Consider the following 15,056-nt stretch of genomic DNA (forward strand, 5'->3'; position numbering starts at 1 on the left):
CATGGAATTTCGATACCTCGGACGCAGCGGACTCAAGATCTCGGAGATCACCTACGGCAACTGGCTGACGCACGGCTCGCAAGTCGAGAACGACATCGCGACGGAATGCGTGCGGGCAGCGCTCTCGAACGGCATCACCACCTTCGACACAGCCGACGCCTACGCGAACACGGCGGCCGAGGTGGTGCTCGGCGACGCGCTCGCCGGCGAGCGGCGCGAGTCGCTCGAGATCTTCACGAAGGTCTACTGGCCCACCGGCCCGAAGGGCCCGAACGACTCGGGGCTCTCGCGCAAGCACATCCTCGAGTCGATCGACGGATCGCTGCGCCGGCTGAAGACCGACTACGTCGACCTCTACCAGGCGCACCGCTACGACTACGAGACACCGCTCGAAGAGACCATGCAGGCCTTCGCCGACGTGGTGCGGCAGGGCAAGGCGCTCTACATCGGCGTGAGCGAGTGGAACGCGGAGCAGCTGCGCGCCGGCCACGCGCTCGCCCGCGAGCTCGGGGTGCAGCTCATCTCGAACCAGCCGCAGTACTCGATGCTCTGGCGCGTGATCGAGGGCGAGGTCGTGCCGGCCTCGGAGGAGCTCGGTATCTCGCAGATCGTCTGGTCGCCCGTGGCGCAGGGCGTGCTCACCGGCAAGTACAAGCCCGGTCAGCCAGTGCCCGAGGGCAGCCGCGCCACCGATGAGAAGGGCGGCGCCGACATGGTGAAGCGCTTCCTGCGCGACGACGTGCTCGAAGGGGTGCAGCGGCTCACGCCGGTCGCCGACGAGCTCGGGCTCACGCTCGCGCAGCTCGCCATCGCGTGGGTGCTCGCGAACGAGAACGTCGCCTCGGCGATCATCGGCGCCTCCCGGCCCGAGCAGGTGGAGTCGAACGTGAAGGCCGCGGGCGTGACGCTGCCGCAGGAGGCGCTCGACCGCATCGACGAGGCGCTCGGGGGTCTCGCCGAGCGCGACCCGGCGCTCACGACGTCGCCGGAGACGCGCCCCTGAGGCTCGGGCGGGGCGCGTCGGCCTCGGCGTGACCCGCCGCCCCTCGCGGGGTGCGCCGGGTCGACGCCTCGCCGCGGCTTTCGGGGTGCGCCGGGTAGGCGCGGCTCGCCGCGGCTTTCGGGGTGCGCCGGGTTGGCGCGGCTCGCCGCGGCTCGCGGTCGGCCGAGACTACAGCGGGCGTGAGAGCAGCGCCACCACGACGCTGCCGCCCTTCGTCGCCTGCCGGCCCACCTCGCCGAACCCCAGCCGCCCGTGAAAGCGCAGCGAACCCGGGTTCGGCGGCTCGACGTTGACCTCGCAGTCCACCTCGGCCGCACCCGCTTCGCGGGCACCCTCGAAGACCGCCCCGTAGAGCCGCTCCCCGAGGCGCGCGCCGCGCTGCCCCTCGGCCACCACGATGCGGTCGACATAGCTGAAGTCGCCGCCGCGTTCGCTGAACCAGCGGTAGTTCTCGCTGGCGTAGTCGAGACCGGGCGGCAGGGCGATCACGAAGCCGAGCACCGCATCCGGACGGGTCGGGACGACGGCCCCGACCGCCGTCGACGCCCAGGCGAGCAGTTCGGCCATCTCACGCTCGTCGATGTCGTTCACGGCGGGAACGCTCGCCCGGTTGAGGAGCACCAGCCCCGGCACGTCGGCGGGCGTCAGCGGGCGGAGGACGAGGTCGGGTGCGCTCTGGTTCACGCCCAGAGCCTAGCGGGCGCGATCCCGGATGCGCTGTGTTCGCTGTGCGCGGACCATGCGCATCCGCCGGCCGGGTGAGGAATGCCGACGCGCACGCCATCCTTGTCATGAGAGATCGTGAAGGAGCACCGATGACCGACGCCACCCTGCCCCTCGTCGAAGCCAGCACCTGGCTGCGACTCCAGGAGCGCGCACACCGCGGTTTCGCCGCCCGCGTCGCCGCGGTCTCCGACTGGGACGGACCCACGCCCGACACCGAGTGGACGGTGCGCGACCTCGTCAGCCACGTCATCGAGGAGCAGCAGTGGGTGCCGTGGCTGCTCTCGGGCCTCAGCACGAGGCAGGCCAAGAGCAGGCTCCGCCCCCTCTCCGCCGACCTGCACCACGAGTGGCACGTCTACTCCCTCGCCGCCACCACCGCCTGGCACGACGCCCGGCCCGAGGCCGAGGTGAACCTCGCGTCGGACACGGTGACGACGATCGAGTACCTCAAGGAGCAGGTGGCCGACGTCACCATCCACACCTGGGACCTCGCCCGGGCCGTCGGCGCGGAGGAGACCCTCGACGAGGAGCTCGTGGCGGCGGTCTGGACGGTCTTCGAACCCCAGCGCGACACCCTCGAGGCAAGTGGCCTGTTCGCCTCCCCCGTGCCCGTGGCCGAGGATGCGCCGCTGCAGTCGCGCCTGCTCGCCCTCACCGGCCGCGACGACCGCCGCTGAGCCGGGCCGGGGCTGGGCATGGTACGGCCCCCAGCCCCAGCGGACGGCGGCCCCAGCTTGCCCCGGCCCGCGCGGGCCGGCGCGAGCTACGACGCGGAGGCGCGCTCCAGCACGAGTTCGCGCACGCGAGCGGCGTCGGCCTGGCCCTTCATGGCCTTCATGACCGCGCCGATCACCGCTCCGGCGGCCTGCACCTTGCCGTCCTTGATCTTGGCGAGCACGTCGGGCTGAGCGGCCAGCGCCTCGTCGATGGCGGCGATGAGCGCACCGTCGTCGGAGACGACAGCGAGGCCACGCGCATCCACGACCTCCTGCGGGGTGCCCTCGCCGTCGATGACGCCCTCGAGCACCTGGCGGGCCAGGCGGTCGTTGAGCGCACCCGAGTCGACAAGGGCGACGAGCGCCGCGACGTCGGCGGGCGCGACGAGAGCTGATGCCTCTGCCGAGCGCGCGTTGGCGAGGCGGGAGATCTCGCCCGACCACCACTTGCGTGCGGCCTGCGGCGACGCACCGGCCTCGACCGTGGCGGCGACCTCGGTGAGAAGACCGGCGTTCTGCACGTCCTGGAACTCGAGGTCGGTGAAGCCCCACTCCGCCTTCAGACGGCGCCGGCGGGCGGCGGGCGCCTCCGGCAGCGCCGCCCGCAGCTCTTCGATCAGCTCGGGCGAGGGCACGACCGGCAGCAGGTCGGGCTCGGGGAAGTAGCGGTAGTCGTCGGCATCCGACTTCGGGCGACCCGCGGAGGTGGTGCCGGTGTCTTCGTGCCAGTGGCGGGTCTCCTGGATGATCGTGCCGCCGTCGGCGAGGATCTGCGCCTGGCGCTGGATCTCGTACCGGATCGCCCGCTCGACCGAACGCAGCGAGTTCACGTTCTTCGTCTCGGTGCGGGTGCCGAGCGGAGCCGGCTCCTCGCCGGGCGCGGTGCGGCGGCGCAGCGAGATGTTCGCGTCGCAGCGCAGGTTGCCGCGCTCCATGCGCGCCTCCGAGATGCCGAGGGCGATGACGATGTCGCGGATGGTCGACACGTACGCCTTCGCGAGCTCCGGAGCATCCTTGTCGGCGCCGTAGATGATGTCGGTGACGATCTCGACGAGCGGCACGCCCGCGCGGTTGTAGTCGACGAGCGAGTACTCGGCACCCTGGATGCGGCCGGTCGAGCCGCCGACGTGGGTGAGCTTGCCCGCATCCTCCTCCATGTGCGCGCGCTCGATCGGCACCGTGAAGATGCGGCCGTCGGGCAGCTCGACGTCGACCGAGCCGCCGTAGGCGATGGGCTCGTCGTACTGCGAGATCTGGTAGTTCTTCGCCAGGTCGGGGTAGAAGTAGTTCTTGCGCGCGAAGCGGCTCGATTCGGCGATGGAGCAGCCGAGTGCTAGGCCGAGACTGATCGAGTACCGCACGGCCTGCCCGTTCACGACCGGCAGCGAGCCGGGGAGCCCGAGGCAGGTGGGGGTGATGTTCGTGTTGGGCTCGCCGCCGAAGTAGTTCGGGGCGGAGGAGAACATCTTGGTCTTCGTCGAGAGCTCGACGTGCACCTCGAAGCCGAGCACCGGCTCGAACAGCTCGAGGGCCTTGTCGTAGTCCATCAGCTTGGCCTTGGCCATCAGACGGCCCCTTCCTGCGCGGCGCTCATCTCGCCCGGGGCGAGATCGGGTGCCTGACTGATCAGCGTGTGACCCCACTTCTCCTCGAGCAGTCGCTCGAGCGCGCCGCCGACGGTGTAGAGACGGGCGTCTTCGCGGGCGGGGGCGAGGAACTGGATGCCGACGGGCAGTCCGTCCTCCCGTGCGAGACCGACGGGCAGCGAGATGCCGGGGATGCCCGCGAGGTTGGCGGGGATGGTCGCGATGTCGTTGAGGTACATCGCCATCGGGTCGCCGTCGTTGGCGCCGAGCTTGAAGGCCGTGGTGGGCGCGGTGGGCGAGACGAGCACGTCGACGCCCGCGAAGGCGGCGGCGAAGTCGCGCTGCACGAGCGTGCGCACCTTCTGGGCGCTGCCGTAGTAGGCGTCGTAGTAGCCGGCGCTCAGGGCGTAGGTGCCGAGGATGATGCGGCGCTTCGCCTCGGCGCCGAAGCCCACCTCGCGGGTTGCCGCCATGACGTCTTCGACGGTGCCGCCGCCCGGGGGGTTGACGCGGAGGCCGAAGCGCACCGAGTCGAACTTGGCGAGGTTGGAGGAGGCCTCGGCGGGCATGATGAGGTAGTAGGCCGAGATGGCGTACTCGAGGCTCGGCAGGCTCACGTCGACGATCTCGGCGCCGTTCGCGGCGAGCAGCTCGAGCGCCTCACGGAAGCGCTCGAGCACGCCGGGCTGGAACCCGTCGCCGTCGAGCTCGGAGATGACGCCGATCTTCAGGCCCGCGACATCCGCTCGTCTGACGGCCTCGGCCATACTCGGCCAGCTGTCGGTGAGCGAGGTGGAGTCGAGCGGGTCGTGCCCGCCGATGATGTCGTGCAGCAGCGCCGAGTCGAGCACGGTGCGACTCACCGGGCCGATCTGGTCGAGGCTCGAGGCGAGGGCGATGGCGCCGTAGCGGCTCACGCCGCCGTAGGTGGGCTTGACGCCCACGGTGCCGGTGACGTGCGCGGGCTGGCGGATGGAGCCGCCTGTGTCGGAGCCGAGAGCGAGCGGCGCCTCGAAGGCGGCGACGGCTGCGGCCGACCCGCCGCCGGAGCCGCCCGGGATGCGCTCGAGGTCCCAGGGGTTCCTGGTGGGGCCGTAGGCGGAGTGCTCGGTGGAGGAGCCCATGGCGAACTCGTCCATGTTCGTCTTGCCGATGGGCACGAGGCCCGCCGCGCGCAGCTTCTTCATGACGGTGGCGTCGTAGGGCGGTATCCACCCCTCGAGGATCTTCGAGCCGCTCGTCGTCGGCATGTCGTTCGTGACGATCACGTCTTTGATGGCAATGGGCACGCCGGCGAGCGGATGCAGCTCCTCCCCCGCGGCGCGGCGCGCGTCGACCGCAGCGGCGGCGGCGAGGCTCAGCTCGGCGTCGGTGTGGAGGAAGGCGTGAACGTCGGCGTCGACCGCGTCGATGCGATCGAGGTGGGCCCGGGTCGCTTCGTGCGAGGTGACCTCGCCCGCTGTGAGCTTCGCGGCGAGCTCGGAGGCGGAGAGGCGTACGATTTCGTGCTCGTGGTGGCTCACTGCTCCTCCCCCAGGATGGCGGTGACGCGGAAGCGGGAGCCGTCGTGGTCGGGCGCCCCGGCGAGTGCCTGCTCGGGGGTGAGCGTGTTCCCCGGAACGTCGTCGCGGTAGACGTTCTGCAGCGGGATGGGATGGCTGGTGGCGGGCACGTCGGCGGTCGCCACCTCGGACACCTTCGCCACGTTGTCGACGATCGAGGCGAGCTCTGTGGTGAGGCTCTCGATCTCCTGGGGCGTCAGGGCGATCCGGGCGAGGTTCGCGAGGTGCGCGACCTGCTCCTGGGTTATTTCGGACATGGTGCTCCGGTGTTCTGTTCGCGAGGGGTGTTCCCCGATTCTATTCGTTCGCTCCGCTGGTGACCCTGCGCACGAAGTCGAGGGTCTGGCGCAGAGCCACCTGGGCCTCAGGGCGGTCGAGCTTCAGGTGATACTCGTGCGGGAGCGGAGGTTCGTGATCGGGCGGCCAGAACAGGGTGGTGACGTCGATGCCGGAAGCGCGCATCCGTTCGCTCATCGGCACCGACTGGATGCTCGTCAGACCGTCGCCGTTGCCGCCCGAGATGAAGACGGGAGGGAAGGGGGCGATCGGATGCCCGGGGTCGTCGGGGTCACGGCCGATCACGTCGATCGTCGACATGGTGAGCGCGGCGCCGCTGTGCGACCAGTCCTTCTCGCCGGTGAGCGCCCAGAGCGCTGTCTTGAACCCCCAGCCGGCGACGCCGTGCACGTCGGCCATCGCGGCGATGTCGTAGACGCCGCACTGCAGGATGACGCCGCGCAGCTGCTCGGGCCGGAGGGAGGCGCGGAGACCGAGAGCCCTGGCGTACTCGGGATCGACGGTGAGGGCGGCGAGCTGGCTGGCCAACTGGGCGCCGGCGGAGTCGCCTGCGAGCACGAGGCGTTCGGGGTCGATGCCGAGCTCGGTCGCGTGCACGGTGAGGTGGCCGAGGGCCTCGTCGAGCTGGCGCACCGCTGTGGGGTAGGTGGCTTCGGGCGCCACGGTGTAGTCGAGGGCGACGGCCGCGAAGCCCGCTGCGGCGACGTGTTCGAGGTAGGGGACGTTGTCAGCGGCGACGCCGGAGATCCAGGCGCCGCCGTGAATCCACACCACCGTGGGGAGCGGTACGTCGCGGGGGTGGGCGGCGGGCAGCACGAGGTCGAAGGTGGGGGCTCCCGCTTGCGTGTAGGGGATGCGGGTGGCGATCTCGATGTGACGGGCCGGCGGGTGGCGCCGCAGCTCAGCGGTGTTCCTCACCGCCCCCCGCTCGAACGCCTTGCGGATCACGAGCACCGACGGCCACGGCGTCGACCGCAGCACGATCGCGACGCCACCCGCGACGGCAGCTACGACGCCGGCCGCGGCGGCGAGCCGCTTCACCACACTCATGGGGAGGTGCCGCCCGTCAGGTCGTGGGTTCGTCGGCCGGAACGTCGCCCGTAGGGGCTTCGCCCCCAGGGGTCGCGGTGGCGTCGGCAGTCCCGGTCTCGGGGGTGTCGCCCTCGATGGCCTCGACGGTCTCGACCTCCTCGGTGGGGGCGAGAGCCGCGGGCCCCTGCGTGACGAGAAGCGCGAACTCGGCGGCGTCGATGATGCGGAGGCCGAGGGCTTCGGCCTTGGTGAGTTTCGACCCCGCGCCCGGGCCGGCGGCGACGAAGTCGGTCTTCTTGCTGACGCTCGAGGCGGCCTTGCCGCCTGCCTGGATGATCGCCTCGAGCGCGCCCTCCCGGGTGAAACCCTCGAGTGACCCGGTGGCCACCACGGTGACGCCCTCCAGCACGCCACCTGCGCCCACCGCGGCGCCAGGACCGGGGTGGCCGGGCGTCGCGAACTGCACACCCGCCGCTGCCCACCGCTCGATGATCTCGACGTGCCAGTCAACCTCGAACCAAGCGATGAGGGCGTCGGCGATGATGCCGCCCACGCCGTCGACGGCGGCGAGCTCGTCGCGGCTCGCGGCGCGGATGGCGTCGAGCGAGCCGAAGTAGTCGGCGAGAGCGCGCGCGGCGACCGGCCCCACGTGCCTGATGCTGAGCGACACGAGCATGCGCCAGAGCGGCTTGGTCTTCGCCTTCTCGATCTCGTCGAGGAGCTTCACAGCGTTCGACGACGGTACGAACTCCTCGTCGCCCGCGAAGTCGGCCCCCGTGGCCTCGGGGTCGTAGGGCGGGTCGGACTTCTGGCGCTTGCGCCGGAACGGCGCGACGACCTTCGGCGACGACCCGTCTTTGTCGAGCTTCTCGAGCCCGGTCTCGGAGTCGCGCACCACCACGCGGATGGGGAACAGGTCTTCCATCGTCAGCGAGAACAACCCCGCCTCGGTGACGAGCGGCGGCACCTCGGGCTCGAGCGGCTGCGTGAGCGCCGCGGCACTCACCTCGCCGAGCACCTCGATGTCCATCGCCCCGCGCGAACCGACGTGCTCGACGCGCCCCCGCACCTGGGCGGGGCAGCTGCGAGCGTTGGGGCAGCGCAGGTCGACGTCGCCCTCCTTCGCCGGCGCGAGCTTCGTGCCGCACGAGGGGCAGTTCTCGGGCATGACGAAGGCGTACTCGCTGCCGTCTCGCAGTTCGACCACCGGGCCGAGCACCTCGGGGATGACGTCACCGGCTTTCCGCAGCACCACGGTGTCGCCGATGAGCACACCCTTGGCCTTCACCACGTCTTGGTTGTGCAGGGTCGCCTGCCGCACCTCGGAGCCCGCGACCTCCACCTTCTCCATCACCGCGAACGGCGTGGCGCGACCGGTGCGCCCCACGCTCACGACGATGTCGAGCAGCTTCGTGTTCACCTCTTCGGGCGGGTACTTGAAGGCGGTCGCCCAGCGCGGCGCCCGGCTGGTGGCACCGAGCTCCTCGTGCAGGGCGAGGTCGTCGACCTTCACCACGATGCCGTCGATCTGGTGCTCGACCGAGGCCCGGTGGGCGCCGTAGTACCGGATGAACTCGGCAACCTCGCCGACGGTGTCGAAGACCTTGAAGTGGCTCGAGGTGGGCAGCCCCCACTCGGCGAGCAGCCCGTACACCTCCGACTGCGCCGAGACGGGCGGGTTCGGCCACGCCCCGATGCCGTGCACGAGCATGCGCAGAGCCGACAGGCGGGCGTTCACGAGAGCGAGCTGCTTCTCGTTCTTGCCCTCGCTCTTCTGCCGGAGCGACCCCGCCGCGGCGTTGCGCGGGTTCGCGAACACGCGCTCCCCCGCGGCCTCCTGGGCGGCGTTGAGGTCGTCGAAGGCAGCCACCGGGAAGAAGATCTCGCCGCGCACCTCCACCAGCGGCGGATGCCCTGACCCCGCGAGCCTCGCGGGGATGGACGCGATCTTCAGCACGTTGTCGGTGACGTCTTCACCCACCACGCCGTCGCCGCGAGTGGCCGCCGTGACGAGCACGCCGTTCTCGTACCGCAGGTTGATGGCGAGCCCGTCGATCTTCAGCTCGCTGAGGAAGCGCACCGTTGATGAACCCGAGTCGCGCACGACCTTGGCCGCCCACTCGTCGAGCTCCTCCTCGCTGAACACGTTGTCGAGGCTCAGCATGCGCTCGGCGTGCGTGACAGGGGTGAACATGGTGGTGACGGCGCGGCCGCCCACCGTCTGCGTGGGGCTGTCCTGCGATTGCAGCTCCGGATGCGCGCGCTCGAGCTCGCCGAGACGGCGCACCATGAGGTCGTACTCCTGGTCGGAGACCGTGGAGGCGTTGTTCTCGTAGTACTCGTCGCGCAGTTCGAGGATGCGCGAGGTCAGCTGCTCGGCCTCGGCCTTCGCCGACTCGAGATCGCTCGGCGTCTCGCTCGGCAGAGTGTCGGCCGACGCAGGCAACGTACCCGCCTGCTCGGCCGATGCAGCGCCCGCACCGCGACCACCGCGCGCCATCAGCCTGCCGCCCCGACGGGTACGGCGCTCACCGTGCGGTCGATGGTGCACTGGCCGAGCACGCGAGTGCCCACATAGACCACGGCGGTCTGACCGGGGGCCACCCCGTTCAGCGGCCTGCACGGGGTGACGACGAGCTCGGTGCCGTCAGCACCCTCACGCACCCGCGCGACGGCCTCGACCGGGTCGGCGTGCGCCCTGATCTGCACCTCGCACTCGAATTCGAGCTCGGGGTGCTCGGGCGGGAGACCCGCCCAGGTGAACCGCGAACCGGCGATCTCTGCGATGTCGAGCGCCTCCTTCGGGCCCACCACCACCTCCCGCGTGACGGGGCGCACCTCGAGCACGAAGCGCGGCTTGCCGTCGGGAGCAGGCGTGCCGAGCTTCAGCCCGCGCCGCTGCCCCACGGTGAACGCGTGCGCCCCCTCGTGCGAGCCCACGACCTCGCCCCCGCGATCGAGGATCGGGCCGGGGGCCGTGCCCACCTTGTCGGCGAGCCAGCCGCTCGTGTCTCCGTCGGGGATGAAGCAGATGTCGTGGCTGTCGGGCTTGTTCGCGACCGAGAACCCGCGAGCGGCAGCCTCGGCCCTGATCTCGGCCTTCGACGGCGTTGCACCGAGCGGGAACAGGCAGTGCTCGAGCTGCTCGGCCGTGAGCACGCCCAAGACATAGGACTGGTCTTTGGCCCATGCGGCAGCGCGGTGCAGTTCGCGGTTGCCCTGTTCATCGGTCGTGAGGGTGGCGTAGTGACCCGTGGCCACGGCGTCGAAGCCGAGGTCGAGGGCCTTCTCGAGCAGCGCGGCGAACTTGATGCGCTCGTTGCAGCGCATGCACGGGTTCGGGGTGCGACCGGCGGAGTACTCGGCGATGAAGTCGTCGACCACATCGGCCTTGAAGCGCTCCGAGAAATCCCACACGTAATAGGGGATGCCGATCTTGTTGGCGGCACGCTGGGCATCCATCGAGTCTTCGATGGTGCAGCAGCCGCGGCTGCCGGTGCGCAGCGTGCCCGGCATGCGACTGAGCGCCAGGTGAACACCCACCACGTCGTGGCCTGCGTCGACGGCACGGGCCGCCGCCACGGCGGAGTCGACGCCGCCGCTCATCGCTGCGAGAACCTTCATGCCGTCCAGCATACGTGCGGCCACCGACAGCGGGACGGGCCCGATCCGGGCGCACCGTCGAGCGACCCGATGGGGCCTGTTCACACCGCGGTCAGGGGATTCCCCAAGCTCCGGGTGCACAATGATGTCGATGTCAGCACTGCTCGAGTCGCCCCGTCGGGCCGCACCGCAGAGTGCGCGCCGCCGGCCCCGCGCGCGCACCGGCCTCGCCATCCTGGTGACCGTTCTCGCCCTGCTGCTGGCAGGGCTGCTGGCGTTCCACCGCTTCCTCCCCGACCTGCTCGGTCTCGGGCTCCTCGTCGACTCCGCCCTCCCCTGGTTCGGGCTCGCGGTGCCGGCTCTGTTCATCGCCGCGCTGGTGAGCCGCAGCAAGGCTGCGATCGGCTCGGCGCTCGCCTCGGCGCTCGTCTGGGCCGTGCTCTTCGTGCCGGCGATCGTGCCGTTGTCGTGGAGCGCGCCCACCGCATCCGCCACCACCCTCACGGTGGCGAGCCAGAACGTGGAGGACGGCTCGGGCACGGCAGCCGAGTCGGCGACGGCCCTCGCCGCGACCGGCGCTCAGGTGATCGCCCTGCAGGAGATGGACGCCGACGCCCGCGACCAGGTCGAGGCCGTGCTCTCGGAGAGCCACCCCTACTCCTACGGCATCGGCACCGTCGGCATGTGGAGCACCTACCCCATCGAGAACGCGCAGGCGCTCGACCTCGGGCTCGGCTGGCAGCGCGGCATCGCCGCCGACCTCGCCACCCCGACGGGTGCGGTGAGCATCTACGTGGTGCACCTCGCCTCGGCCCGTCCGGGCGACCACGCGACACGCGACGAGATGCTCGCGAACCTCGCCGACTTCGTGCCGCGCGACGAGAACGAGCGGCTCATCATGGTGGGCGACTTCAACGCCGGCTCCTCCGACCGGCACCTCACGGCGCTCACCGACCAGCTGAGCGAGCCCAACCAGAACGGCGGCGGCTTCGGGTTCACCTGGCCCGCCTCGGCTCCCGTCACCCGCCCCGACCACCTGCTGCAGCGCGGCCTCCAGGTCGTCTCGAACGAGACCATGACCGCCGGCGACTCCGATCACCTCGCGCTCGTCACCACCCTCGACCTCGCCGCCGGATAACCACACCGCGACGACCGCAGGGGTTCACACCACGCGATCGGCGAAGCCCGCCTTGCGCGCCGCCGCATACGCGGCCGGCAGCGCCGCCACGAGCGCGTCGACCTCGGCCTCGGTGGTGCCGTGCCCGAGCGTGAAGCGGAGCGCTCCCCGCGCCTCCGCCTCGGGCACGCCCATCGCTGTGAGCACGTGCGACACCTCGGGTACCCCGGCCTGGCAGGCCGACCCGGTCGAGACCGAGAACCCCGCCATGTCGAGCAGGAACAGCAGCGAGTCGCCCTCGCATCCCGGGAAGGTGAAGTGCGCGTTGCCCGGCAGCCGCCCCTCGGGCGACGGGTCGCCGCGCAGCACGGCCTCGGGCACCGCCGCACGCACCCCGGCCACGAGCCGGTCGCGAAGGGCGGCAAGGCCGACCAAGAACGTGTCCGCACCGCCCATGGCAGAAGCGCCGGAAGCGCCAGGCACCCCACGCGCCGCCGCAGCGAACCCCGTGGCCCCCGCCACGTCTTGCGTGCCCGAGCGCACCCGCTGCTGGTTGCCTCCGTGGATGAGCGGCTCCACCTCGCTCCGCCGCGCCACCACGAGCGCCCCCACGCCCACCGGCCCGCCGATCTTGTGCGCCGACACGCTGAGCAGCGCCGCCCCCACCGCACCGAAGTCGATCGGCACGTACCCGTAGGCCGCCACCGCGTCGATGTGCACGGGCACCCCGAAGCGCTCTGCGACCGCCACGAGCTCGGCCACGGGCTGCACCGTGCCCACCTCGTTGTTCGCCCAGAGCAGCGTCACCAGCGCGACGGATGCTCCGTGCACCGACAGCGCCTCCTCCAGCACCGAGGGCGCCAGCCGCCCCAGCTCGTCGACGGGCAGCACGATCACGTTCGCCCCCTCGTGCCGCTCGAGCCACTCGACGGCGTCGACGGTGGCGTGGTGCTCGCCGCCCGGCAGCAGCACCACGGGCCGCGCGGAATCCTTCTGCCTCGCCCAGTACAGCCCCTTCACCCCGAGATTGATCGACTCCGTGCCGCCCGAGGTGAACACGACCTCGATCGGCTCGGCCCCGAGCGAGGCGGCGACCACCTCGCGGGATTCTTCGAGCATCCGTTTCGCCTGCTGCCCCTGCGAGTGGATCGACGACGGGTTCCCCACGAGTCCCAGGGCATCGACATAGGCCTCACGCGCCACCGGCAGCATCGGCGTGGTGGCCGCGTGATCGAGGTAGACGGGCATGATCCCCTCCGGCGAACGGGGTGTGTGGAACCGATTACAGACGTGTGCGACGGTGCAACTACTCTATGTCTCATGACTCAGGCCGACCCCCTCGCCCGCCTCGGTGTCCGTCAGACCTCGAACGGCGGGGAGCTCAGGGTGTGGTCGGCGACCGCGACGAGCATCGAGCTCTGCCTGTACGACCACAAAGACCCCAACTGGGTCTACAAGAGCGTTCCCCTGGTGAAGGATGCGAACGACGTCTGGTCCTGCCGCACCCGCAGTCTCGTTCCCGGTCGCCGCTACAGCCTGCGGGTCGACGGGCCCGCCGGCCCGCAGAACGCCTTCGACCCGAGCCTGGCCCTCCTCGACCCCTACGCGAGGGGGCTGGCACGCACCGGGCACGAGCAGTGGCGCAGCGTCGTCGTCGACGAGGAGTTCAACTGGAACGGCGTCGCGAAGCCGAACACACCCCTCGACCACACGGTGGTCTACGAGGCCCACGTGAAGGGCCTGTCGAAGATCAACACGCGTATTCCGGAGGGCCTGCGCGGCACCTACGCGGGCCTCGCGCACGAGAAGAGCATCGGCTACCTGAAGAGCCTCGGCGTCACCGCCGTGCAACTGCTGCCCGTTCACGCCTTCGTCTCCGAGCAGCGGCTGAAGAAGCAGGGGCTCACCAACTACTGGGGCTACAACACCCTCGGGTTCTTCGCACCGCATCCGCTCTACGCCTCGAAGGCGGCGCAGGCCGAGGGGCCGAGCGCGGTGCTGCGCGAGTTCAAGGGCATGGTGAAGCTGCTGCACGAGGCCGGGCTCGAGGTGCTGCTCGACGTGGTCTACAACCACACCGCCGAAGAGGGCCGGATGGGCCCGACCACGAGCTTCCGCGGCATCGACAACTCCCACTACTACCGTCAGACCGCGCAGGGCGACTACGTCGACGTCACAGGATGCGGCAACTCGGTGAACACCTCGGTCGAGGCCGTGGCGCGGCTCGTGCTCGACTCGGTGAAGTACTGGGCGAACGAGGTGCAGATCGACGGGTTCCGCTTCGACCTCGCCGCCACGCTGGGGCGGAACGCCGACCACTACTACGACAACCGGCATCCGCTGCTCACCGCACTCGTGAACGACCCTGAGCTCGCGGGCGTGAAGATGATCGCCGAGCCGTGGGACGTGGGGATGGGCGGGTGGCAGACCGGCAACTTCCCGCCCGGGTGGTCGGAGTGGAACGACCGCTTCCGCGACCGCATGCGCAAGTTCTGGCTGCGCGACATCAAGTCGATCCGCGAGAACGGCAACCCCGGCGACGGGGTCGGGATGCTCGCCACCCGCATCGCCGGATCGTCGAACACCTTCGCCCAGCAGCGCGGCCCGCTGGCCTCGATCAACTTCGTGACGGCACACGACGGATTCACCCTCGCCGACCTCACCGCCTACAACGTCAAGCACAACGTCGGCAACGGCGAGGCCAACCGCGACGGCACCGACAACAACATGTCGTACAACCACGGCATCGAGGGGCCCACGACCTCGCGAAGCATCGAACAGGCCCGCCGGCGGGCCATGCGCAACCTCATGGGCACCTTGCTGCTCTCGGCCGGTGTGCCCATGATCACCGCCGGAGACGAGTTCGGCCGGTCGCAGAAGGGCAACAACAACGCCTACTGCCACGACTCCGAGCTCACCTGGATCAGCTGGGACAGGCGCACCTGGCAGAAAGACCTCTGGCGCACCACCCAGCACCTCCTGCGGATGCGGCGCGAGAATCCGGCGCTGCGGCCGGTGCGCTACGGCGTGTTCGGGGAGCGCACCCCGAGCTCGAGCCAGATGGACTGGTACGACGCCGCCGGCGAGTCGATGTCGATCAGCGACTGGAACTCGCCCGAGAACCGAACCCTGCAATACGTGGCGGCGTCGACACCCGAGCACGAGGAGTTCAACCGCATCCTCACCGTGATCCACGGCGTCGAGTCGCCCATCGACATCACCCTCCCCGTTCACGACGGTGTCGAGGCCTACGAACTGCTCTGGGACTCCTCCGTCGACGTGCCGGAGACCCACCAGCACGACGCCCCCCTGCCCCGCTTCTCGCCGGGCCAGGTGGTGTCGGTCGCGGCGGCCTCGCTGCAGCTCTATCGCGCTGTGTGATTGCTGGCCGGGCCGTGCCTTCGGCGCGGCTCG

The 15,056-nt window shown here is 70.7% G+C and carries 12 protein-coding genes; 4 read left to right on the forward strand and 8 right to left on the reverse strand.

Annotation, left to right across the window (positions count from 1 at the left end; translation table 11 throughout):
• Nucleotide 1 precedes the first annotated feature (1 nt).
• A complete protein-coding gene (locus ABFY20_RS13530; RefSeq protein ID WP_368496755.1) occupies nt 2-1,003 on the forward strand; it encodes an aldo/keto reductase family protein in 1,002 nt (333 codons plus the stop codon).
• Between the two features lie 168 nt (nt 1,004-1,171).
• Here ABFY20_RS13530 and ABFY20_RS13535 read toward each other — a convergent pair whose 3' ends face one another.
• On the reverse strand, nt 1,172-1,687 hold the full coding sequence (locus tag ABFY20_RS13535) for a GNAT family N-acetyltransferase (RefSeq protein WP_368496756.1): 516 nt from the start codon (nt 1,685-1,687) through the stop codon (nt 1,172-1,174).
• A gap of 131 nt (nt 1,688-1,818) precedes the next feature.
• Between ABFY20_RS13535 and ABFY20_RS13540 the strand changes: the two genes are divergently transcribed.
• Complete coding sequence (locus ABFY20_RS13540; RefSeq protein WP_368496757.1) at nt 1,819-2,406, forward strand: TIGR03086 family metal-binding protein; 588 nt, start codon at nt 1,819-1,821, stop codon at nt 2,404-2,406.
• 86 nt (nt 2,407-2,492) lie between these two features.
• On the opposite strand, the gene gatB is transcribed toward ABFY20_RS13540, so the two are convergent.
• The 6 genes from gatB to mnmA are packed head-to-tail and all read right to left on the reverse strand — an operon-like array spanning nt 2,493 to nt 10,546.
• Nucleotides 2,493-4,010, reverse strand: coding sequence for an Asp-tRNA(Asn)/Glu-tRNA(Gln) amidotransferase subunit GatB (gene gatB / locus ABFY20_RS13545; protein ID WP_368496758.1), 1,518 nt, complete (start codon nt 4,008-4,010; stop codon nt 2,493-2,495).
• Entirely contained in the window at nt 4,010-5,554 is a 1,545-nt protein-coding gene (gene gatA, locus ABFY20_RS13550) for an Asp-tRNA(Asn)/Glu-tRNA(Gln) amidotransferase subunit GatA (RefSeq protein ID WP_368496759.1), read from the reverse strand. The genes gatB and gatA overlap by 1 nt, the downstream gene beginning before the upstream one ends.
• Nucleotides 5,551-5,850 carry an Asp-tRNA(Asn)/Glu-tRNA(Gln) amidotransferase subunit GatC gene (gene gatC / locus ABFY20_RS13555; RefSeq protein WP_368496760.1) on the reverse strand — a complete coding sequence of 100 codons (300 nt, stop codon included), beginning with the start codon at nt 5,848-5,850 and terminating at the stop codon, nt 5,551-5,553. The genes gatA and gatC overlap by 4 nt, the downstream gene beginning before the upstream one ends.
• Nucleotides 5,851-5,890: 40 nt before the next feature.
• The gene (locus ABFY20_RS13560; protein ID WP_368496761.1) at nt 5,891-6,940 is read right to left on the reverse strand and encodes an alpha/beta hydrolase; all 1,050 of its coding nucleotides are present in this window, start codon (nt 6,938-6,940) and stop codon (nt 5,891-5,893) included.
• Between the two features lie 16 nt (nt 6,941-6,956).
• Nucleotides 6,957-9,422 carry an NAD-dependent DNA ligase LigA gene (gene ligA, locus ABFY20_RS13565; protein ID WP_368496762.1) on the reverse strand — a complete coding sequence of 822 codons (2,466 nt, stop codon included), beginning with the start codon at nt 9,420-9,422 and terminating at the stop codon, nt 6,957-6,959.
• Nucleotides 9,422-10,546, reverse strand: a complete 1,125-nt coding sequence (gene mnmA, locus ABFY20_RS13570; RefSeq protein WP_368496763.1) for a tRNA 2-thiouridine(34) synthase MnmA — start codon at nt 10,544-10,546, stop codon at nt 9,422-9,424. Before mnmA ends, ligA begins: the two co-directional genes overlap by 1 nt.
• Nucleotides 10,547-10,676: 130 nt before the next feature.
• On the opposite strand from mnmA, the gene ABFY20_RS13575 reads away from it, so the two are divergent.
• Nucleotides 10,677-11,663 (forward strand): endonuclease/exonuclease/phosphatase family protein, encoded by a 987-nt coding sequence (locus ABFY20_RS13575; protein ID WP_368496764.1) that lies wholly within the window; start codon nt 10,677-10,679, stop codon nt 11,661-11,663.
• A 24-nt stretch (nt 11,664-11,687) separates the two neighbouring features.
• Here ABFY20_RS13575 and ABFY20_RS13580 read toward each other — a convergent pair whose 3' ends face one another.
• Nucleotides 11,688-12,890, reverse strand: a complete 1,203-nt coding sequence (locus tag ABFY20_RS13580; protein ID WP_368496765.1) for a cysteine desulfurase family protein — start codon at nt 12,888-12,890, stop codon at nt 11,688-11,690.
• Between the two features lie 72 nt (nt 12,891-12,962).
• On the opposite strand from ABFY20_RS13580, the gene glgX reads away from it, so the two are divergent.
• On the forward strand, nt 12,963-15,023 hold the full coding sequence (glgX, locus tag ABFY20_RS13585; protein ID WP_368496766.1) for a glycogen debranching protein GlgX: 2,061 nt from the start codon (nt 12,963-12,965) through the stop codon (nt 15,021-15,023).
• Nucleotides 15,024-15,056: the final 33 nt, after the last annotated feature.

Origin of the sequence: Herbiconiux sp. A18JL235, assembly GCF_040939305.1 — a bacterium.
In the GTDB taxonomy this organism is placed as follows: domain Bacteria; phylum Actinomycetota; class Actinomycetes; order Actinomycetales; family Microbacteriaceae; genus Herbiconiux.

What these genes read in the sequence shown, in the direction of transcription:
- ligA (WP_368496762.1), bottom strand. Translation starts at nt 9,422, where the DNA reads ATGGCGCGCGGTGGTCGCGGTGCGGGCGCTGCATCGGCCGAGCAGGCG.
- gatC (WP_368496760.1), bottom strand. Translation starts at nt 5,850, where the DNA reads ATGTCCGAAATAACCCAGGAGCAGGTCGCGCACCTCGCGAACCTCGCC.
- gatB (WP_368496758.1), bottom strand. Translation starts at nt 4,010, where the DNA reads ATGGCCAAGGCCAAGCTGATGGACTACGACAAGGCCCTCGAGCTGTTC.
- ABFY20_RS13560 (WP_368496761.1), bottom strand. Translation starts at nt 6,940, where the DNA reads ATGAGTGTGGTGAAGCGGCTCGCCGCCGCGGCCGGCGTCGTAGCTGCC.
- ABFY20_RS13530 (WP_368496755.1), top strand. Translation starts at nt 2, where the DNA reads ATGGAATTTCGATACCTCGGACGCAGCGGACTCAAGATCTCGGAGATC.
- ABFY20_RS13575 (WP_368496764.1), top strand. Translation starts at nt 10,677, where the DNA reads ATGTCAGCACTGCTCGAGTCGCCCCGTCGGGCCGCACCGCAGAGTGCG.
- glgX (WP_368496766.1), top strand. Translation starts at nt 12,963, where the DNA reads ATGACTCAGGCCGACCCCCTCGCCCGCCTCGGTGTCCGTCAGACCTCG.
- mnmA (WP_368496763.1), bottom strand. Translation starts at nt 10,546, where the DNA reads ATGAAGGTTCTCGCAGCGATGAGCGGCGGCGTCGACTCCGCCGTGGCG.
- ABFY20_RS13580 (WP_368496765.1), bottom strand. Translation starts at nt 12,890, where the DNA reads ATGCCCGTCTACCTCGATCACGCGGCCACCACGCCGATGCTGCCGGTG.
- ABFY20_RS13540 (WP_368496757.1), top strand. Translation starts at nt 1,819, where the DNA reads ATGACCGACGCCACCCTGCCCCTCGTCGAAGCCAGCACCTGGCTGCGA.